Annotated in this window: 18 protein-coding genes; 10 read left to right on the forward strand and 8 right to left on the reverse strand. The window is 69.4% G+C overall.

Annotation, left to right across the window (positions count from 1 at the left end; all coding sequences use genetic code 11):
- Positions 1-2 precede the first annotated feature (2 nt).
- Positions 3-2,069, forward strand: coding sequence for a P-loop NTPase fold protein (locus BIV04_RS11840; protein WP_071256439.1), 2,067 nt, complete (start codon positions 3-5; stop codon positions 2,067-2,069).
- Between the two features lie 320 nt (positions 2,070-2,389).
- Entirely contained in the window at positions 2,390-2,587 is a 198-nt protein-coding gene (locus tag BIV04_RS16820; RefSeq protein ID WP_143048681.1) for a hypothetical protein, read from the forward strand.
- A gap of 653 nt (positions 2,588-3,240) precedes the next feature.
- Here the strand turns inward: BIV04_RS16820 and BIV04_RS11845 are convergent.
- Complete coding sequence (locus tag BIV04_RS11845; protein WP_143048682.1) at positions 3,241-3,846, reverse strand: hypothetical protein; 606 nt, start codon at positions 3,844-3,846, stop codon at positions 3,241-3,243.
- Between the two features lie 113 nt (positions 3,847-3,959).
- A complete protein-coding gene (locus BIV04_RS17180) occupies positions 3,960-4,136 on the reverse strand; it encodes a hypothetical protein (RefSeq protein WP_177174814.1) in 177 nt (58 codons plus the stop codon).
- Between the two features lie 157 nt (positions 4,137-4,293).
- Here BIV04_RS17180 and BIV04_RS11850 point away from each other — a divergent pair, with 157 nt between their 5' ends.
- The gene (locus BIV04_RS11850) at positions 4,294-5,100 is read left to right on the forward strand and encodes a phosphatase PAP2 family protein (protein WP_071256441.1); all 807 of its coding nucleotides are present in this window, start codon (positions 4,294-4,296) and stop codon (positions 5,098-5,100) included.
- A gap of 87 nt (positions 5,101-5,187) precedes the next feature.
- Here the strand turns inward: BIV04_RS11850 and BIV04_RS11855 are convergent, their stop codons facing one another.
- Positions 5,188-5,550: a VOC family protein gene (locus BIV04_RS11855; protein WP_071256442.1), complete on the reverse strand. Its 363-nt coding sequence runs from the start codon at positions 5,548-5,550 to the stop codon at positions 5,188-5,190.
- A 72-nt stretch (positions 5,551-5,622) separates the two neighbouring features.
- On the opposite strand from BIV04_RS11855, the gene BIV04_RS11860 reads away from it, so the two are divergent.
- Positions 5,623-6,072, forward strand: a complete 450-nt coding sequence (locus BIV04_RS11860) for a MarR family winged helix-turn-helix transcriptional regulator (protein WP_071256443.1) — start codon at positions 5,623-5,625, stop codon at positions 6,070-6,072.
- Positions 6,073-6,117: 45 nt separating this feature from the next.
- Here BIV04_RS11860 and BIV04_RS11865 read toward each other — a convergent pair whose 3' ends face one another.
- Positions 6,118-7,140, reverse strand: coding sequence for a LacI family DNA-binding transcriptional regulator (locus BIV04_RS11865; RefSeq protein WP_071256578.1), 1,023 nt, complete (start codon positions 7,138-7,140; stop codon positions 6,118-6,120).
- A gap of 272 nt (positions 7,141-7,412) precedes the next feature.
- Here BIV04_RS11865 and BIV04_RS11870 point away from each other — a divergent pair, with 272 nt between their 5' ends.
- The 3 genes from BIV04_RS11870 to BIV04_RS11880 all read left to right on the forward strand — a co-directional run bounded on the left by BIV04_RS11870 (position 7,413) and on the right by BIV04_RS11880 (position 10,712).
- Complete coding sequence (locus tag BIV04_RS11870) at positions 7,413-8,345, forward strand: carbohydrate ABC transporter permease (protein ID WP_056259338.1); 933 nt, start codon at positions 7,413-7,415, stop codon at positions 8,343-8,345.
- Positions 8,346-8,434: 89 nt separating this feature from the next.
- Positions 8,435-9,268: a carbohydrate ABC transporter permease gene (locus BIV04_RS11875; protein ID WP_043596471.1), complete on the forward strand. Its 834-nt coding sequence runs from the start codon at positions 8,435-8,437 to the stop codon at positions 9,266-9,268.
- A gap of 115 nt (positions 9,269-9,383) precedes the next feature.
- Entirely contained in the window at positions 9,384-10,712 is a 1,329-nt protein-coding gene (locus BIV04_RS11880; protein WP_071256444.1) for an ABC transporter substrate-binding protein, read from the forward strand.
- A 72-nt stretch (positions 10,713-10,784) separates the two neighbouring features.
- On the opposite strand, the gene BIV04_RS11885 is transcribed toward BIV04_RS11880, so the two are convergent.
- Both BIV04_RS11885 and BIV04_RS11890 read right to left on the reverse strand, forming a co-directional pair.
- Positions 10,785-11,282, reverse strand: a complete 498-nt coding sequence (locus BIV04_RS11885; RefSeq protein WP_071256445.1) for a GNAT family N-acetyltransferase — start codon at positions 11,280-11,282, stop codon at positions 10,785-10,787.
- A gap of 91 nt (positions 11,283-11,373) precedes the next feature.
- Positions 11,374-12,036, reverse strand: coding sequence for a TetR/AcrR family transcriptional regulator (locus BIV04_RS11890; protein WP_071256446.1), 663 nt, complete (start codon positions 12,034-12,036; stop codon positions 11,374-11,376).
- A gap of 45 nt (positions 12,037-12,081) precedes the next feature.
- Here BIV04_RS11890 and BIV04_RS11895 point away from each other — a divergent pair, with 45 nt between their 5' ends.
- Together BIV04_RS11895 and BIV04_RS11900 are read left to right on the forward strand one after the other, a co-directional pair.
- Complete coding sequence (locus BIV04_RS11895) at positions 12,082-12,771, forward strand: N-acetyltransferase (RefSeq protein ID WP_071256447.1); 690 nt, start codon at positions 12,082-12,084, stop codon at positions 12,769-12,771.
- Between the two features lie 121 nt (positions 12,772-12,892).
- Positions 12,893-15,103 carry an NADP-dependent isocitrate dehydrogenase gene (locus BIV04_RS11900; protein WP_071256448.1) on the forward strand — a complete coding sequence of 737 codons (2,211 nt, stop codon included), beginning with the start codon at positions 12,893-12,895 and terminating at the stop codon, positions 15,101-15,103.
- A 421-nt stretch (positions 15,104-15,524) separates the two neighbouring features.
- Here BIV04_RS11900 and BIV04_RS11905 read toward each other — a convergent pair whose 3' ends face one another.
- Entirely contained in the window at positions 15,525-16,517 is a 993-nt protein-coding gene (locus BIV04_RS11905) for a LysR family transcriptional regulator ArgP (protein ID WP_071256449.1), read from the reverse strand.
- A 69-nt stretch (positions 16,518-16,586) separates the two neighbouring features.
- On the opposite strand from BIV04_RS11905, the gene BIV04_RS11910 reads away from it, so the two are divergent.
- Positions 16,587-17,318, forward strand: a complete 732-nt coding sequence (locus BIV04_RS11910) for a LysE/ArgO family amino acid transporter (protein WP_071256451.1) — start codon at positions 16,587-16,589, stop codon at positions 17,316-17,318.
- A 46-nt stretch (positions 17,319-17,364) separates the two neighbouring features.
- On the opposite strand, the gene BIV04_RS11915 is transcribed toward BIV04_RS11910, so the two are convergent.
- The gene (locus tag BIV04_RS11915; RefSeq protein WP_071256453.1) at positions 17,365-18,810 is read right to left on the reverse strand and encodes a CDP-alcohol phosphatidyltransferase family protein; all 1,446 of its coding nucleotides are present in this window, start codon (positions 18,808-18,810) and stop codon (positions 17,365-17,367) included.
- Positions 18,811-18,879 lie beyond the last annotated feature (69 nt).

The following is an 18,879-nucleotide window of genomic DNA, read 5'->3' on the forward strand; positions in this document are numbered from 1 at the left end:
GCATGCCCAACGAATCCATCCCACCAGTCGACAGCCCGATTGAATCCTCGGCCAAGGATGCTCTTGAACGTGCTGATGTTGCGCGCGAGTTCGCAGCGACTCTGAGGGAGCTTGACGCGTCTGGCGGTCTCGTTATCGGCGTTCTCGGCGCGTGGGGTCATGGCAAGACCTCATTCATCAACATGATGAAAGAAGAGTTCGCGGCCGCTCCGGAGCTCCCGGTAATCGAGTTCAATCCCTGGCTATTTTCCGGCTCAATGCAGATCACGGACGTGTTTTTCAGGGAGGTCGCAGCGGAACTACGAATTGAGGACGAGTCCAAATTTTCCAAGATCGCGGACGGCCTCAACACCTACGGGGACGTACTGAGTCCATTAGCCATCATTCCGGGCTTTGGCGGCTGGTTCGACCGTGCGTTCAAGGCCGGGCGGCTTGCGACTAATTGGTGGGCGGAACGGAAAAAGGGGAGTCGGACGGTCAGGGACCAGGTCACGGAAGGACTAAAGTCACTCGATCAGCCCGTCGTGATCGTGATTGACGACATCGACAGGCTCACCACGCACGAGATCCGGGACATCTTTAAGCTCGTGCGTCTGACCGCGAGCTTCCCGAACGTCATCTACGTGCTTGCGTTTGACCGCAGGCGAGTCGAAGAGGCTCTGACCGAAAGTGGCGTTTCCGGCCGCGCCTATCTCGAGAAGATCGTGCAGTTGAGTTTCGATCTTCCAGGGATCCCGCGTGAGGTGCTGCGCAGCCAAGTCTTCGAGCGGCTCAACTCCATCCTCGACGGGATTGAGCGCGTCCGTTTCACGGAAGAGGCCTGGCCTGCGGTCTACTTCGAAGTGATCGAGCCTCTGATCGGCAATCTGCGGGACGTCACACGTCTGGCCATGTCGGCGCACGTCACGCTCCGCGCTCTCGGCGATGAGACCGAGACCGTGGACCTCATGGCCTTGGAGGCAATTCGCGTATTCCGACCAGAGCTATTCGCTCAGATTCAGAAGCACAGGATCGTATTGACCGAATCTCGGGATACGTTCTCCAACACCGAATCGACGCGCCAACAGGCCGCCATTGAGGAGATGATTGAAACGGCAGGCGACGAAGCTGACGTCGTCAAAAACCTGATCAACCATGTGTTTCCGACTGCAAGTCGCTATATCGGGGGCATGAACTACGGTCATGACTTCTCGGTCAGAGCCAAGCGAGACCATCGCGTCGCGCACATCGACTACTTGAACCACTATCTCGAGCGAACCGCCCCAAGCGGGCTCGTCGCTTTTCGGCGCTCGGAGCAGGCCTTCGCCAAGATGTCCGAGCCGGAAGAATTCGCGACTTTCTGGGAAGACGTGAGCCCGGAGGACCTTGAAGATGCCATCACGGGACTCGAAGCATACGAGCGGGAGTTTCCGATCGAGGGGGTGCCCGCCGCCTCGATTGTCCTGCTGAACCTTATTCACGTCATTCCGGAACGACCGAGCCGCGGAATGTTCGACTTCATGGAACCAGAAGTTGTCGTGGCTCGAGTCGTTCTCAGGATGCTACGCCGCATTGATTCGGAGGCGGACCGGGAATCGGCGATCGCTGAGATTATGCCTTCGCTCACGTCGTTCTCAACCCAGCTCGAACTGCTAACCATGATTGGCTACAGGGAAGGCGCTGGCCACAAGTTGGTAAATGAGGAAATGGCGCGGCAATTCGAATTGCAATTCGTCGAGCGTGTCTCGGGAAACCACTCCCCAGTTCCGGGCGAGGAGTACGATCTCGCGCGTGTGATGTATAGGGTCGCGGAGGCGGAAGGCGACTCTTACGTACCGCCGGTCCTGACTGAACCGGAAGAGATCCGCTCCCTTTTGACCTCCGCGCGCTCGATCGCCCGGTCTCAATCGATGGGTGCCTATACCGTGCGAGAACAGCCCCATCTCTGGTGGGACGGCCTCATTCGCATTCTGGGTGACGAGCAGAGTCTCCGCGCGGCAATTGCGACGCTGCGAGAAGCCGATGGCGAGACACCTTTGCTAGACCTGGCGGACAAATATCTAGAGGGGTGGCGTCCCAGGAGGGATTAGCACGGGGCCTTAGAGCGGCACCGCTCATGCTTGCGAAAGGAAGATCACCGGCTCATCCTGAAGACAGATGAGCGGACGTCGTGCCACAAATCGGTCCGGAATCGCACCTGGTCCGCAAGTCCCTGCTCGCGTTGCTCTGGCTTGAGGCGCCCCAGTTCTTCGCCCTTCTCCCGCCGGCCGCCCAGTAGGAGGTCCACCGCCTCTTCGTCCCGTTCCTCGACCTGAACGACGACGAGCTCCTCGCCCGAAACGCTGAGTCGTCGAGGCGCGAATCGTCCCTGGCGAACAGGATCGGCAAGTACTGGTCGCATGTCTCGCGCTTGTACTCCGACTACGTGGCAGCGGTGGGGGAGGAGAATTCGCCCTCGATCCGCATCCTTCTCGCCCGCGGGCTGGCCGCCGTGTCACGCCTGGACGTCGAGCGCCACGGCAAACGCGTCCACGTCCACGTCCACCCGGTCGTGCGCCCGGAACCGGATCTTCGCAAGCTCGCGCACGCGCTTTGCGAACTGGCTTAGCAGATCCGCCGCGAGGAAGCCGTGAACGAGTCTGGCGACAAGGCCGCAGGTCCGCCGGGCCGTTGCGTTGGATCATGGAGCCGACCGGCTTTGGGTCCCGTTCGATGAGCCGCCCGATCCGGTTCGCCGAAAGCCCATCGGCGTGCAATTCCAATGCTCGCCTCGCGTCGGCGTCGAGGATTGTCGGCCGCATGATCACGCCGGGACCCTGCAGGTGCTCCACCGCGACACCGCGCGAAACGCGGAACTCGGCGGCGAGCTGCCGCACGGTCCTGCCTTCGCGATAGCTGGCGACGAGCGCGTCGAACTCGTCCGCCGAAATCCTCCGAACCTGCCCTGGCACGTGGCCGGACTCGCGGGCAGGCTTCCGCAGCACGCTCCTCATCTCACCGCTTCGAAGCACCCGAGATAGAGGTTTCACGGGACTACATAAGTTTGTAAGAGCCTCGCTTTAGCGCGCCTAACGACGCTTCGCGACGATGCCCCTGGAGGGACTCGAACCCCCTGTGGCCCCGCGCTCCGCTCGCCCGTCCCGGGGCACCCGGACAAGGGAGTCCGGCGTCGCTTCGTCGGCTGCCCTGCGACAACTCGTCAGGGCCATTGCCCCACGGTCCATGGGCATCGAAGCACAGGAAGGGGCTCGCCACTCGGACCTATGTCCGTGTCGTCGACTTCACTCGACCCGCTCGTGCTTCTTCACCCTCGGGGTGCTCCCGAGAGGCGTCCAGTGGTCGCGCAAAGCCCAGTCGCTCTCGCCGACGATGAAGTCGTACCGGCCCGGATGTGTACTGATGCTTGGGGGCCACCTCGACGTAGTCGTCACGGCCCACGCCGGTCAGAACGAGTTTCCCGCAGCCCTTCGTCTCGATGACGACGGCTCGGGAGGACTCGCCCCGGCGGAGTTGGCTGTCCGAGATGGTTCCGCGGGCGCTCTCCACGGTGCAGGTAAGGGTGAGGACGTGCATCTCGTCGTAGGCCCACGTGGTGAAGGTAAGGGCGAAAAAGGGGACGCCACAGACCGACAGGGTGACGAGGGTCACGATCCCCGTGACGCGCCTCAGCATCCGCTTGCGAGGCGTGACGATGCGCGGCTCGTACTGGGGCAGCACGACTCCGGTCAGTCGCTCAAGCTCCAGGCTCAGCCGCCGCTCACTTCGTCGTGTCTCGCCAGGCGGAGCGGTGTCGCGCGGTCGGCTTCTCGGCACGATCCTCCTGGTGTGTCGGTGGTCGTTGTAAGCCTGAGACGTGTGGACGGTCATGTCGGTGACGTGCTCGAGGTGCTCGACGATCGGCTCCAGGTACTCCTGCGGCAGACGAGGCCCGCGCGGGCGCCGTCGCTAGCTGCTGACCCTGCCTCGGTCGGCCTGGCCGGCTACGCCGGAAGCTCGGGGAGGGCCAGGAGTGCGATGCCGAGCGCAGCCGCCACTGCTCCCAACGCGGTGATCGCCACGCCCGGCAAGGCGCTGCCGCCGTCCCGCTGCCGGACGATCAGGACTCCGCCGACGATGCCGACGAGCCCCAGGGCGAGGAGGGTGATCGAGAACACCATGAGGAGCCTTTCGGTTGGTGGGAACGGTGCCGACATCGGCGAGCCTGCTTCGGGGAAGCGCTTGACGCACACGCCACCGTGAGCGTCCGTCCGAACTCAGACGACCGGGAGCAACGCTACCTGGAGGTCCTGATCACCGAAGGGCCAGAGTGGGGTCATGCCGACCGCCGCAGAGACCGCCCGCACGACCCGCTACGACCGGCAGATCGGGCGCCGCGACCTCACCGAATGGCGGTCCGCCGCGGGCCAGCGGCTCGCGTCGCGGCACAAGACCGTCGCGCAGAAGGTCGGCGCGCGCCGGGCCCTCGTCGCGACGCTCGCCGTCGGGGGCGGCATCGCGATCGCGGCGACCGCCGGGGCCGCCTACATCTACGACGGCGTCACGGGCCGCGACGGCATCGAGAGCCTCGACCGGCCTGCGCTCGAGCGTGCGAAGACGCTCCGCTCGCCGGCGACGAACGGCGCGGCCGCCGCCATCGCCCACGTCTTCGGACCCGTCGTCCTGCCCGCCGTCACCGTCGGAGCCGCCGCGGCCTTCGGCTTCCGGGACCGCCATCCGAGCCCCGTCGCCCTCGTCGTGGCGGCCGGAGCGGGGTCGCTCGCGATGACCGTCGTCGGCAAGAAGCTCATCAAGCGCAACCGGCCCGACCGGCACGAGGCCATCCCGCCGTACGAGAAGTCCCCGTCGTTCCCCTCGGGCCACACGCTGAACACGACCACGATCCTCGGCGTGCTCGCCTACCTCCTCGCCCTGCGGCAGGAGAAGCAGGCGCCGCAGGTCGCCCTCGTGGGGGCTGCGGCCGGGACGGCCGGCGTCGTGGGGTTGTCCCGCGTGCTGCTCGGGGCCCACTGGTTCACCGACGTGGCCGTCGGCTGGGTCAGCGGCATCGGCTGGCTCTCGCTGATCGTCACGAGCCACCGCCTCTACCTCAGCACCCAGGACGACGACGACGTCCACGAGTGACGGCCGTGCGGCCGACGTGACCCTCGAGGCGGCCGTGCGCCGCGCCTCCTCGTCCTGGGCCTCCGCCTGGGTCGGAGCCGCCGGGCGTCACGCGCGGTCGTGCAGCGTGACCTGGTAGCCGTCGGGGTCGACGAAGGTGAAGGTGCGGCCGAAGGGGCCGTCGACCGGTGCGGTGGCGATCTCGACGTCGGCGGCGACCAGGGCGTCGTGGATGGCCTGCGCGTCGGAGGCGAGCAGCCAGAGGCCGACCCCGCGACCGAGCGGCGCCGCGTCGAGGTCGACGCCGGGCAGCGGGCCGCGCACGGCGAAGGCGATCGGCGTCGTGGCGAAGACGACCGCGTGCGGCGGGCCGTCCTGCCGGGTGAGACCGAGGTGTGCTTCGTAGAACGCGGCCGAGCGCTCGACGTCGCGGACCTGGAGGGAGATGAAGTCGGGACCGGTGGCGGTCATGGTGCGCCTGCTCTCGCGTCGGAGGTGAGTGTCAGTTAGCTGACATCTAGGAACCTATGTCAGACTACTGACATGAGTCAAGTCGGATCGGCGATCGACCTCGAGACCTCGGTGGGCTACCTGCTGAAAGAGGCGTCGAGCGCTCTGCGCGCCGCCATGGAGGCCGAGCTGCGTCCGCTCGGCATGACCATCACGCACTACTCGTGCCTCGAGCTGCTCGCGCAGCGGCCCGGGCTGTCGAACTCCGAGCTCGCCCGCGGGGCCTTCGTCACCCGTCAGTCGATGAACGTCCTGCTGCAGGCGCTCGAGCATGACGGGTTCGTGCGGCGAGCCGACCGCGCGCCGTCGGGGCGGGCGTTGCCGACCGAGCTGACGGCGGAGGGGCGACGTCAGCTGACGGTCGCCAGCGCGGCCGTCCGCGGAGTCGAGGACAAGATGACGGCGGGGCTCACGCCGGCCGCGCGTCGACAGGTGGCCGAGGCGCTGCGGGGGTTCGCCACGGCGCTGCGCCGACCGACGTGATCCGGGCTCGTCGCGTCGCGCCGCCGGTGTCGCGCCGGGTGCGGGTCAGGCGCTCTCGCGCCACATGATCTCGGTCGGCAGCAGGACCCCGGTGCGCGTCCCGTCGGCCCCGCCGAGTTGGTCGAGTACCTGGCGGGCGGCCCGTCGGCCCAGCTCTTCGGCGGGCTGGCGCACGGTCGAGAGGGGCGGCGTGCAGCGCAGTGCCCAGGAGCTGTCGTCGAAGCCGACGATCCCGAGGTCGCCGGGCACCGAGATCCCGCGCCGGTGGAGGACGTCGAGGGCCCCGGCGGCAACGGCGTCCGACGCCGCGAAGACCCCGTCGACCCGGGGGTCCCGCGCGAGCAACTCGGTCATGCCGTCGACGCCGGCCGCGTAGCTGTAGAACGGGTTGCGCACCACGAGGTCCGGGTCGAAGAGGTCGCCGAGCGCGGCACGGAAACCTGCGAGGCGGTCCTCGCCCGAGTCACGGTCGAGCCCGGAGGCGAGCATGCCGACCCGGGTGCGTCCCGTCGAGACGAGTCGGCGCACGATCGCCTCGGCGGCGGCCTGGTTGTCGATGCCGATGAACGGGATGTCGGGAGCGTCGCTCGGGTGGCCGACGAACGAGGCCGCCAGTCCGAGCTCGGCGACGGCCTGAGAGATGGGGTCGCCCGTCCGGGCGGACAGGATGATCGCCCCGTCGACGAAGCCGCCGCGCAGGTACTCGACCACGCGGTCGCTGTCGCGCTGGGAGTCGATCATCAGCGTGACGAGTTGGTGGTCGGCCTGGGACAGAACGGAGTTGGTGCCGATCAGGATGTTGCCGATGTTCGGGTCGTCGAGCACGACCGAATGAGGCTCGTGGACGATCAGCGCGATCGCTCGTGACCGCTGGGTGACGAGGTTGCGCGCCGCCGCGTTGCGGACGTAGCCCACCTTGGCCACAGCGGCCTCGACGGCCTCGCGCGCCTGGTGCGAGACGTACGGTTCGTTGTTCAGCACGCGCGACACGGTGCCCCGGGAGATGCCGGCCTCGGCGGCCACGTCGTGGATCGTGGCACGCCGACGCGGAGATCTCGGACCGGGCATGTCGGTCACCCTAGCGGAGCCCGGGACGCTCGGGATCGTTCCCCGGAGGACGAAGGACGGACGGCCGGTTGGGTAACCGTACGATCACGGTCGGCCCCTCCGCTTTGACAAACCGGCGGCCGTGGGCTTAGCTCTGTGAACGTTCCCAGAAAGTGCTGCCCGATCCTTCGGGCCCCGTTCTGGGAACGATCACAGAAACCCTGTGAACCTTCGCCGTCGAAGGGCCTCCGGCCGTTCGTGAAGGACACCCGCCGAAGAAGCCGAGGCCCCGTGTGACCCAGACTGCTGCCGAGCCCGCCGTCGTCGCCCCGCCGTCCCCGCGTTCGGCCAGACCGCGGAAGCCGTTCCGGTACCGCAAGGCGATCGCGATCTTCATCGTCCCCTTCGCGGCGCTCTTCGCGGCGTTCTACCTGACGCCGATCCTCTACGCCGTCTTCCAGTCGCTGCAGAAGGTCGAACGCGAGGGCACGTTCGGCGCCCCGACCCAGGTCTTCGGCGGCCTCTCGCAGTACGCGTTGGTCTTCCAGAACACCGAGTTCTGGTCGTCCATCGGCCGGGTGCTGCTCTTCGGCGTCGTCCAGGTCCCGGTGATGCTGCTGCTCGCGCTGCTCTTCGCGCTGCTGCTCGACTCGCCCTTGCTGCGCGGCAAGCGGTTCTTCCGCCTCGCGTTCTTCGCGCCCTACGCCGTGCCGGGCGTCATCGCCGCGATCATGTGGGGCTACCTTTACTCGCCGAGCCTCTCGCCGTTCTCGGCCGTCACGTCGCGGGCCGGCCTCCTCGACGGCGGCACGGTGCTCTGGGCCGTGGCCAACGTCGTCACCTGGGTGTTCGTCGGCTACAACATGCTGATCATCTACTCGTCGCTCCTCGCGATCCCCACCGAGATCTACGAGGCGGCCCGCCTCGACGGGGCCTCGCAGTGGCGCATCGCCGTGGCGATCAAGATCCCGCTGGTCGTCCCGGCGATCGTGCTGACCGCCGTCTTCTCGGTCATCGGCACCCTGCAGCTGCTGACCGAACCCCTGGTCTTCCGCCAGTTCACGTCGACCATCTCGTCGACCTTCACGCCGAACATGCTCGTGTACTCGACGTCCTCGGTGCCCAACTTCAACCTCGCGGCGGCGTTCAGCGTCGTCCTCGCGGTCGCCACGTTCATCCTCTCGATCGGGTTCCTCCGGTTGACCCAGCGGAAGGCCGACCAGTGACCGTCGACGCTCCCATCCGTCCCGCCCAGTCGTTCGACGACGCGACGACCCCTGCACGTCGACGGGGCGGGGGGCCCCGTGAGAGCGTGATGTCGCGAACGGCCGCCATGGTCATCATGGGCGCCTTCACGCTGTACTTCCTCGTGCCGATCTTCTGGCTGCTGGTGTCGTCGACCAAGACGCTCGACAACTTCAACTCGAGCGCCGCCCTCTGGTTCTCGCCGACGTCGGCGCAGGACTTCGTCGGCAACGTCGGCCGGCTGTTCACGTACAACGACGGCATCTTCCCGCGGTGGATGCTCAACAGCATCGTCTACGCGACGGTCGCCGGCGCGCTCGGCACGATCCTCTCGGCGATGTGCGGCTACGCCCTGGCCAAGTACCGCTTCTGGGGTCGCGAGGCGCTGTTCAACATCTTCCTGGGCGGCGTGCTCGTGCCGGCGACGGCCCTGGCGCTGCCGCTGTTCCTGATCTTCAGCAAGGTCGAACTGACCGACACCTTCTGGGCGGTGTTCCTGCCCAGCATCGTGAGCCCGTTCGGCGTGTACCTCAGCCGCATCTACGCGGCGTCGAGCGTCCCCGACGAGATCGTCGAAGCCGCGCGCATCGACGGCTCGAGCGAACTGCGCACGTTCTTCACCGTGGCGATCCGGCTGATGTCGCCCGCCCTCGTGACGGTGTTCCTGTTCCAGTTCGTGGCGATCTGGAACAACTTCTTCCTGCCGCTCGTGATGCTGCGCTCGCAAGAGCTCTTCCCGGTGACCCTCGGCCTCTACACCTGGAACTCCAACGTGAGCCAGTACCCCGAGCTGCGCACCCTGGTGCTCGTCGGCGCACTGGTGTCGATCGTCCCCCTGCTCGTCGCCTTCCTCAGTCTGCAGCGCTTCTGGCGCAGCGGCCTCGGGTCCGGCGGCCTCAAGTAAGCGACCCGTCCTGATCCACCGACCCGCCCCTCCTCGACCTCCACTCCGCAAGGCAACGACGTCGTTCCCTCCCGTGGCCGGCTCTTCCCGGCTCCGCACCCCGATTGGAATCCAGATGAAGAAATCACGAGTCCTCACGATCGCGGCAGCCGCCGTGGTCTCGACCATCGCCCTCGCCGGTTGCAGCTCCGGCAGTGACGGGGGTTCCGGCTCCGCCGAGGCCGCCTCGTGCGAGCCCTCCGACGGCAAGGTCACCCTCAACTTCACGACCTGGGTGCCGAACATGGACAAGGTCGTCGCGCTCTGGAACGACGAGAACCCCGACATCCAGGTCAAGGTCTCGATCGTGCCGAACGGCAACAGCGGCACGTACCAGAACTTCTTCAACCAGCTGCAGGCCGGCAACGCCCCCGACATCGGGCAGGTCGAGTACGACACGCTGCCCGCGTTCCGCGTGCAGGACGGTCTGGCGAACATCGCCTCGTGCGACGGCGTCTCGGACGCGAAGGCCGACTACGCCGACGGCCTCTGGAACCAGGTCACCTTCGGCGAAGCCGACTCGGTCTACGCGATCCCGCAGGACTCGGGCCCCATGGCGCTGTACTACCGCAAGGACCTCTTCGAGCAGGCCGGCCTCGACGTCCCCACCACGTGGGAGCAGTACGCCGAGGACGCGGTGAAGATCAAGGAGCTGGGCGGCAGCATCACGAACTTCGCCAAGGGTGACGTGAACCAGTTCGCCGGTCTGGTCTCGCAGGCCGGCGGCCAGTGGTTCGACACCGCGGACGGCACCTGGAAGGTCGACATGGGTGACGAGGCCTCGACGAAGGTCGCCGACTACTGGCAGGACCTCATCTCGAAGGACCTCGTCACGACCCTGCCGAGCTTCACCGACGAGTGGAACAACGCCTACAACACCGACCAGGACTGGACCTGGGTCTCGGCCGTCTGGGGTGCCAACACCATTTCGAGCGGTGCTCCCGACACGAGCGGCAAGTGGGCCGTCGCGCCCATGCCGCAGTGGACCGAGGGCGAGAACGCCTCGGCGGCCTGGGGCGGGTCGTCGAACGTCGTCTTCAAGGGCAGCGAGCACCCCGCCGAGGCGTCGAAGTTCCTCGTGTGGTTGAACACCTCGACCGAGTCGCTCGAGGCGCTGAACAAGGAGGCCAACCTCTACCCGGCCTCCACGACCGGCGCCGACCTGCCGGCCCTGACCTCGGGCGTCGAGTTCTACGGCGACCAGGCCATCTACGAGGACTTCGCGAAGGCCGCCGAGAACATCCAGCCCTTCACGTGGGGCCCGACGATGACGCAGACCTACAGCGACATCTCGGACGGCTTCGGGGCTGCCGCCTCGGGTGACGGGACCCTGCTCGACGCTCTGAAGTCGGGTCAGGACAAGACCATCGCCGCGATGAAGGCCCAGTCGATCACCGTCGAGTAGCGGTGATTCGAGGAGGCGCGGTGTCGGTGATCCCGGCACCGCGCCTCTTTCGCGTCCGGGCGGGGGCGCTCGTCACGCCGTGCCCCTTGCGGTGTCGCCCATCAGGCTACGCCCGAGCGACACCGTGCCCGCGTCGTCCGCGTAGTGGCCGTAGGCCGCGATCGGTCGGTAGCCCGCCGACTCGTAGAGGCGGATCGCGGTGTCGTGGGCCACGTTGGTCTCGATCACCATCTCGGTGACGCCGGCGTCCGCGGCCGACCGTTCGAGCCAGTGCAACACGAGCCGGGACAGCCCCTGCCCGCGTCGGTCGGGCCGCACGTACATCCGCTTCAGCTCGGCGCGGCCGTCGGGCAGCAGGCGCCAGGCTCCCAGGGCCACGGGCTCGCCGGTCTCGTAGGCCACGGCGAACGTGCCCCTCGGCAGCTCGAACTCGGAGCGGTCGATCGGGCTGTCGTCGCGCCCGCCGTAGATCTCGACGTACAGCTCTTGCAGTCCCTCGACGAGCAGCTGCACGTCGGGGTGGTCGTAGGGGCGGGGTTCGATGCTCGTCGCGGGCGCCGGAGTGGTCACCGGACCATCTTCGCCGATCGTCGGAGGTCGGGCTCGGCCCGGTGCGACCCGGGTGGGCTCGGCCCGGCTCGGGTCGGTTCGCCCCGGTGCGTCAGCCCGCGTCGCGCCCGGTCACCCAGTCGAGACCGGACGAGGAGGCGCGGCGCGCGTCCCCGAGGTCGCACCCGAGGGCGAGGAGCACGCGGGCGACCAGCTCGACCGTCCACTCGGGGGTGACGAGCTCGGGGGTCGACCACCAGGTGTGCAGCCCGCCGAGGAGGCTGCCGCCGACCAGGGACAGTGCCAGGTCGACGTCCAGCTCGGCGAACGACCCCGCGGCCTGCCCGGCCCGGACGAGCGCCCGCGCCTGCGGCACCAGTGCCGCCTCGGCGTCGAGCAGGCGCAGTCCGTTGCGTGCGACGACCACAGCCACGGCCGGGTCGCTCTGCGCCAGCCCGAGCACCACGTGCATCGCGATCGCCGCCGTCGTCACGGGGGAGTCGTCCGCGTGCCCGAGTGCCGCCATCCGCTCGGTCTGCGCGTTCAGCACGCTCTGCACGGCTTCGTCGAACAGCTCGTCCTTGCCGGCGAAGTGGTTGTAGAACGTGCCGAGGCCGACGTCCGCCAGCTGCGTGATCTCGGCGACGGGGACGGCGGCGTAGTCGGCCCGTCGGAGCAGGGCGACGCCGGCCTCCACCAGCTTGCGACGCGTCTCGCGGGCGCGGCGGGACGTCCTCGAGGGGTCGACCCGCGCCTCCTCGTCGTCCGGTTTCACAGGGGCCTCTCACGTGTCTGGCGGGGTGTCTGGCTACATTCTGTCATGACTGACGAATTCGTCAGTTCTGACGATTCCATCTCAGGAGGCACCGTGCCCGACGTGACCATCAGCGCCGCCCGCCCGGACCAGCTCGACTCCGCCGCCGCCGTGCTCGCCGAGGGGTTCCGCGACGATCCCGTCATGCTCGGGTTCGTCCCGCGGGGGCCACGTCGCCATGCGCGCCTGGTCGACCTCTTCGCGGCGATGATGCGCTCGATCCCGACGGGCCTTCGTGCGGTCGACGTGGCCGTCGTCGACGGCGACGGGGACGTCGTGGGCGCGGCCGTCTGGGAGGCGCCGCGCACCCGAGCGTCGTCGGCGCTGCGCCTGCCGGTGTCGTGGGCGGAGCTCGGGCAGCTGCCGCGGTACCTGCGCGCGCTCGGGCTCGGCGGGCTCGTGCCGGCGGTCCGCCACCAGTCGACGCTGGCGGCACCCCGCCCGCGGCTGCCGCACTGGTACCTCGGCGAGATCGCGGTCGGCGACGCGGCCCGGGGGCTCGGCGTCGGCACCTCGTTGATCGAGCACCGCCTCGCGACCGTCGACGCGCGCAGTGAGGCCGCCTACCTCGAGTCGTCGACCGAGCGGAACCGGGCGCTCTACCGGCGGATGGGCTTCGTCGAGCTGGGGCCGATCCGGGGGCTGCCGGGTGCGACGCCCGCCGCGATGTGGCGCCCGGCGACGCGGACGACCTGAGCCGCGCGGACGGGCCGTCCAGACGCGGCATGTATCTTCATGTCGAGAGACTTCTGCGCGGTAGCGTAGGGGCAGCACCACCGAGCACACGCATGCCCGACCACGAGGGAGCACCTGCCGCATGGCGAAGATCATCTACACGCTGACCGACGAGGCGCCGATGCTGGCGACCTACTCGTTCCTGCCCATCATCCAGGCCTACGCCAAGACCGCGGGGGTCGACGTCGAGACCCGCGACATCTCGCTGGCGGCCCGCATCATCAGCCAGTTCCCCGAGCGCCTCACCGACGAGCAGCGCCAGGGCGACGCCCTGGCCGAGCTCGGAGCCCTGGCGAAGACGCCCGAGGCCAACATCATCAAGCTGCCGAACATCTCGGCCTCGATGCCGCAGCTCAAGGCCGCGGTGGCAGAACTCCGGTCGCAGGGCTACGACCTCCCCGAGTACCCCGACTCGCCGTCGACCGACGCCGAGCGCGACGTCAAGGCCCGCTACGACAAGGTCAAGGGCAGCGCGGTCAACCCCGTGCTGCGCGAGGGCAACAGCGACCGCCGCGCCCCCCTGTCGGTCAAGAACTACGCCCGCAAGCACCCGCACCGCATGGGCGCCTGGACGGCCGACTCGAAGACGAACGTCGCGACCATGGGCGTCGACGACTTCCGCTCGAACGAGAAGACCGTCGTCATCCCGGCCGACGACACCCTGCGCATCGAGTTCGTCGGCACCGACGGCGAGACCCGCGTGCTGCGCGAGTCGATCCCCGTGCTGGCCGGCGAGGTCGTCGACGGCACCGTGCTGCACGTCGCCGCGCTGCACGAGTTCCTCGCCGCACAGATCGCCCGGGCCGAGGCCGAGGGCGTCCTGTTCTCGGTGCACCTCAAGGCCACGATGATGAAGATCAGCGACCCGATCCTCTTCGGTCACGTGATCCGTGCGTTCTTCCCGCGGGTGTTCGAGCAGTACGGAGCCGACCTGAAGGCCGCCGGGCTCGACCCGGCGAACGGCCTCAACGGCATCCTGCAGGGCCTCGCGGCGCTGCCGAACGGCGACGAGATCAAGGCCGCGTTCGACGCTGGGCTCGCCGACGGGCCCGACCTCGCCATGGTCGACTCCGACAAGGGCGTCACCAACCTCCACGTGCCGAGCGACGTCATCGTCGACGCGTCGATGCCTGCGATGATCCGCACCTCGGGTCACATGTGGGGCCCCGACGGCGGCGAGCACGACACCCTAGCGGTCATCCCTGACTCGAGCTACGCCGGCATCTACCAGGCCGTGCTCGACGACTGCCGCGCAAACGGCGCCTTCGACCCCGCCACCATGGGCTCGGTGCCGAACGTCGGCCTCATGGCCCAGGCCGCCGAAGAGTACGGCTCGCACGACAAGACCTTCGAGGTGCCCGGCGACGGCACCGTCCGCGTCGTGAACCAGGCCGGCGAGACGCTGATCGAGCACGAAGTCGCCACGGGCGACATCTGGCGCGCCTGCCAGACGAAGGACGTCCCGATCCGCGACTGGGTCAAGCTCGCGGTCACCCGTGCGCGCGCCAGCCAGACGCCCGCCGTGTTCTGGCTCGACGAGACCCGTGCCCACGACGCCACCCTGATCGGGCTCGTGCGCACCTACCTCGCCGAGCACGACACCGAGGGGTTGCAGATCGAGATCCTCTCGCCCGTCGACGCGATGGCGTTCTCACTCGAGCGCATCCGCCGCGGCGAGGACACCATCTCGGTCACGGGCAACGTGCTGCGCGACTACCTGACCGACCTGTTCCCCATCATGGAGCTCGGCACCTCGGCCAAGATGCTCTCGGTCGTGCCGCTCATCAACGGCGGCGGCCTGTTCGAGACGGGTGCCGGCGGTTCCGCCCCGAAGCACGTCTCGCAGCTCGTCGAGCAGGACTACCTGCGCTGGGACAGCCTGGGCGAGTTCCTGGCCCTCGCCGTCAGCTTCGAGCACCTGGCCACGTCGACCGACAACGCGCGGGCGCAGATCCTCGCCGACACGCTCGACCGTGCCACCGGCACCTTCCTCGACGAGAACAAGTCGCCCGGCCGCAAGCTCGGCTCGATCGACAACCGCGGCAGCCACTTCTACCTGGCGAAGTACTGGGCCGACGAGCTCGCCGCCCAGACCGGCGACGCCGAACTGGCCGCCGCGTTCGCCGGGCTGGCCGCCACCCTCGGCGGGGCCGAAGAGGCGATCGTCGCCGAGCTGATCGCACCCCAGGGCACGGCCGTCGACATCGGGGGCTACTACCACCCCGACGCCGCCAAGACCGAGGCCGTGATGCGCCCGTCGCACACGCTGAACGAGGCGCTCGCGACGCTGTAGGTCGCGAAGCTCTCGAGAACAGGAGGCGCGGTGCCGGTCGGCACCGCGCCTCCTGCCGTCCGTCGGGTCGCTCGCCCGTCGGGTCGGTCGTCCGTCGGGTCGGTCGCCCGTCGGGTTCGGGAAGGTGGCGGGCCCGGCTGCCACCGTCCGGATCGAGTGGGCAGGAGATGCTCTTCGTGGGCCGCCGAGCAGCATCTTCTGTCCACTCGGCCCCGACCCCGACCCCGACCCCGGCCCTGACCCCGGCCCCGACCCCGACCCCGGCCCTGACCCCGACCCCGACCCCGACCCTGACCCCGACCCCGACCCCGCCTCACCCGACCTCATCTGGTGAGTGGGCAGGAGATGCTCTTCGTGGGGCGCCGAGAAGCATCTTCTGCCCACTCGGCCCCCTGTGCGGGCGGGGTGGAGCGGGCAGGCGTCAGGGGTGCAGGGCGTGGCGGGCGGTGGCGCGGACGGCGTCGGTGACGGCGTCGAGGAGGGGCGAGGCGAGGGTCCAGCGCTGCCAGAAGAGGGGCACGTCGACCGGGTCGGCGGGCGCCAGCTCGACCAGGCGGCCGCCGTCGAGTTCGGGGCCGGCCTGGGCCTCGGGGAGCATGCCCCAGCCGAGGCCGAGCACGACGGCCCGGGCGAAGTCGGCCGACGCGGGCACGTGGTGCCGGGGCGCGAGCGGTTCACGGCCCGTGAGGCGTCGCACGAAGTCGTGCTGCAGGTCGTCCGTACGGTCGAAGACCACCATCGGGGCACGGTCGAGCCTTCCGTGGTCGAGCGGCCCACGGTCGAGCCTCTCGTGGCCGAGCGGCCCGCGGGCCGCCGTCTGGGGGTCGTCCGGCTCGCCGCCCAGCCACCGCTCGACGAAACCGGGGCTCGCGACGGCGCGGTACCGCATGACGCCGAGCGGCTCCGAGCTGCAGCCCTGCACGGGCTCGCGGGTCGCGGTGACCGCGGCGAGCACGTCTCCCGACCGCAGCAGCTCGGCCGTGTGCTGCTGATCGGCTCGGCGCAGGTCGAACACCACCGGCACGGTCGGCGGGACGGCGGCCGCCGCGTCGAGGAACCAGGTCGCCGTCGAGTCGGCGTTGACGGCGATCGGCAGGGTCGTGGGGACGGGATCGTCGGATGCGTCGTCGGCGCCGTCGCCTCCGTCGGGCCGACCACCGCCGAGCCGGGCGAGGGCGTCCGAGGTGAGCAGGTCGACCTGGCGGGCGTGGCGGAGCAGCACGTCGCCGGCGTCGGTCGTGGTGACCGGCGTCGTCCGACGCAACAACACCTGCCCGGCCGCACGTTCGAGCTGCTTGATGCGCTGCGACACGGCGGACTGCGTCACGTGCAGGCGTCGCGCGGCCGCCTCGAAGGTGCCCTCGTCGACGATCGTGCGCAGGGTGTCCAGCTGGTCGAGTGCGAAACGGGCCATGAGCAGAGGTTATGCAGCATCGCGAACATGAGTTGGCGCGATACGTCGGGGCGGCTCTAGCGTGGCGTCATGACCTTCGCGACCGTGCTGCCCGCCGTCCTGTTCGGCTTCGGCACGAGCCTCGCCCTCATCGTCGCGATCGGTGCCCAGAACGCCTATGTGCTGCGTGTCGGACTCCAGGCCGTGACCCGGGTCGTCGTGCCCGTCGTCGTGGTCTGCGCCGTGAGCGACGCCGTGCTGATCAGCGCCGGGGTGGCGGGGGTCGGAGCGCTCGTCGAGGCCGCTCCGCAGGCGGTGGTCGTCGTCCAGCTCGTCGGGGCCGGGTTCCTGCTGGTCTACGGCGCCTTCGCGGCGAAGCGGGCGATCCGCCCGGTCGGAGCGCTGACGGTCGACGTCGCGCCGGAGTCGGCTCGCGTCGGCGTCACCGCAGGAGGCGCGGTGCCGGCCGACGGCACCCCGCCCGTCGCGCAGGGTCCCCGCCCACCGGCCGCGCGCGTCGTCACGCCCGCCCGGGTCGTCCCGGCCGTCCTCGGCGCCCTCGCCTTCACCTGGCTCAACCCCCACACCTACCTCGACACGATCGTCTTCCTCGGCTCCGTCGCGAACCACCAGCCGCCCGAGCTGCGTTGGTGGTTCGCGGCCGGGGCGATCGCGGGGAGTCTCGTGTGGTTCTCGGCGCTGGGGTTCGGCGCGCGCCTCCTGCGTCCCCTGTTCGCGAAGCCGGTCGCCTGGCGGGTGCTCGACGCGGTGATCGCCGTCGTCATGGTCGCGCTCGGGCTGCGGCTGCTGTTCGGGCTCTGACGGTGCCAGGTCGGTCGGCCCGGTTCGATGTCGAGCCGGCTCGACGTCAGGCCGGACGCTCGGCGACGGCTCGCTGCCAACGGACGAGCATGACCCGCGCGTAGTGCACCGCCGACACGTAGTGGAACGCCAGTCCGACCAGGAACACCAGGTACCCGACGCCGATGACGGCCGTCCACTCGGGGCCGTCGAGCGCCACCCCGAGCAGCAGCACCGCCAGGCCGACGAAGCACAGGCCCGTGCGCAGCCGCCCGGCCCACCAGACCGGCAGCGCCGGGTCGCCGCGGAAGGCCAGCACCGCTCCGATCGCGAGCAGCACGTCGGGCACCATCAGCAGCACGGCCTCCTGCCAGCCGAAGACGTCGGCCGTCGCGAACGCCACGGCCACCACGACCACCGTCAATCGGTCGGCCACGGGGTCCAGCCACGACCCGAGCACCGAGACGGAGTCGGTGCGCCGGGCCACGAACCCGTCGAGCCAGTCGGTCGCGAACACGACCGCGATCACCACGAGGGCCGGCCACCAGAGCTCGGCGATCAGCAGGCCGGCGAAGACCGGCAACAGCAGGAGGCGCGCAGCCGTGATCGCGTTGGGCACGGTCCGCCAGTCGTCCACCTCGAAGAGGCGGTGGCGCAGGGCTCCGAGCCGACGGGACGACAGGTGCTCCGCGACGAACTCGCCGGACGCGGCCGCACCCGCGACGACGGGATCGGCCACGGCGTGCCCGGCCGCGTGGACGGCGGACGCGACGGGTCCGCGGTCGTCGACCCGCGCCTCCTCGTCCGACGTGGAGGCGTCCGCTGCGTCGTCGCGAGCCTGCGCGTCGTCGGCCGCGACCGTCTCGTCGACCGTGCCGTCCGCCGTGTCGACTGCGGCCGCGCGACGCCGGCGCACGAGCCGCACGACGAACACGATCGCGACGACCACCGCGGCTCCGATCAGCGCCCACGACGAGAACTGCCCGAGGTACTCCTGCGCCGCCTCGAGCGACGACCGCAGCAGGAACCCGATGCCGACGTAGACGGCGGCCCAGGTCAGTGCCCCGCCGAACGACGCGGGCAGGAACGACCGGTAGGGCACCTTCGCGACCCCGGCCGCCGCCGGCGTGAGGGTGCGGACCACGGGCACGAGGCGGGTGAGGAACACCGCGGCCGCCCCTCGCCGCTCGAGGACGGCCACGGCACGGTCCCAGCTGTCGACGCCGATCCGGCGGATGATGCGCGTGTCCCGGAACCCCCTGCCGAAGCGACGGCCGAGCAGGTAGCCGACGTGGTCGCCGAGGGAGCCGCCGATCGCCACGGACACGAAGAACGCGACCGCCGGCCAAGGGTCGTCGAAGGTCGCGGCGAGCAACAGCACGATCGTCTCGCCCGGCACGAAGACGCCGAGGCCGAGCCCCGACTCGGTGAACGCGAACAGGGCGCCCAACGCCCAGACGAGCGGGGTCGGCAGAGACGAGCCCATGTCGGTGATCCACCCGATGAGGTCCATCCCGCCAGGCTAGGGGAGGGGTGCTGAGGGGTACGTCGCGCCGGGTGGGCCGGGTCGAGATGTCCTGAC

It is taken from the genome of Frigoribacterium sp. MCBA15_019, from assembly GCF_001864945.1.
GTDB lineage: Bacteria > Actinomycetota > Actinomycetes > Actinomycetales > Microbacteriaceae > Frigoribacterium.

What these genes read in the sequence shown, in the direction of transcription:
- BIV04_RS11895 (WP_071256447.1), top strand. Translation starts at nt 12,082, where the DNA reads ATGACTGACGAATTCGTCAGTTCTGACGATTCCATCTCAGGAGGCACC.
- BIV04_RS11860 (WP_071256443.1), top strand. Translation starts at nt 5,623, where the DNA reads ATGAGTCAAGTCGGATCGGCGATCGACCTCGAGACCTCGGTGGGCTAC.
- BIV04_RS11880 (WP_071256444.1), top strand. Translation starts at nt 9,384, where the DNA reads ATGAAGAAATCACGAGTCCTCACGATCGCGGCAGCCGCCGTGGTCTCG.
- BIV04_RS11900 (WP_071256448.1), top strand. Translation starts at nt 12,893, where the DNA reads ATGGCGAAGATCATCTACACGCTGACCGACGAGGCGCCGATGCTGGCG.
- BIV04_RS17180 (WP_177174814.1), bottom strand. Translation starts at nt 4,136, where the DNA reads ATGGTGTTCTCGATCACCCTCCTCGCCCTGGGGCTCGTCGGCATCGTC.
- BIV04_RS11905 (WP_071256449.1), bottom strand. Translation starts at nt 16,517, where the DNA reads ATGGCCCGTTTCGCACTCGACCAGCTGGACACCCTGCGCACGATCGTC.
- BIV04_RS11865 (WP_071256578.1), bottom strand. Translation starts at nt 7,140, where the DNA reads ATGCCCGGTCCGAGATCTCCGCGTCGGCGTGCCACGATCCACGACGTG.
- BIV04_RS11915 (WP_071256453.1), bottom strand. Translation starts at nt 18,810, where the DNA reads ATGGACCTCATCGGGTGGATCACCGACATGGGCTCGTCTCTGCCGACC.
- BIV04_RS11850 (WP_071256441.1), top strand. Translation starts at nt 4,294, where the DNA reads ATGCCGACCGCCGCAGAGACCGCCCGCACGACCCGCTACGACCGGCAG.
- BIV04_RS11840 (WP_071256439.1), top strand. Translation starts at nt 3, where the DNA reads ATGCCCAACGAATCCATCCCACCAGTCGACAGCCCGATTGAATCCTCG.
- BIV04_RS11875 (WP_043596471.1), top strand. Translation starts at nt 8,435, where the DNA reads ATGTCGCGAACGGCCGCCATGGTCATCATGGGCGCCTTCACGCTGTAC.
- BIV04_RS11910 (WP_071256451.1), top strand. Translation starts at nt 16,587, where the DNA reads ATGACCTTCGCGACCGTGCTGCCCGCCGTCCTGTTCGGCTTCGGCACG.
- BIV04_RS11845 (WP_143048682.1), bottom strand. Translation starts at nt 3,846, where the DNA reads ATGACCGTCCACACGTCTCAGGCTTACAACGACCACCGACACACCAGG.
- BIV04_RS11855 (WP_071256442.1), bottom strand. Translation starts at nt 5,550, where the DNA reads ATGACCGCCACCGGTCCCGACTTCATCTCCCTCCAGGTCCGCGACGTC.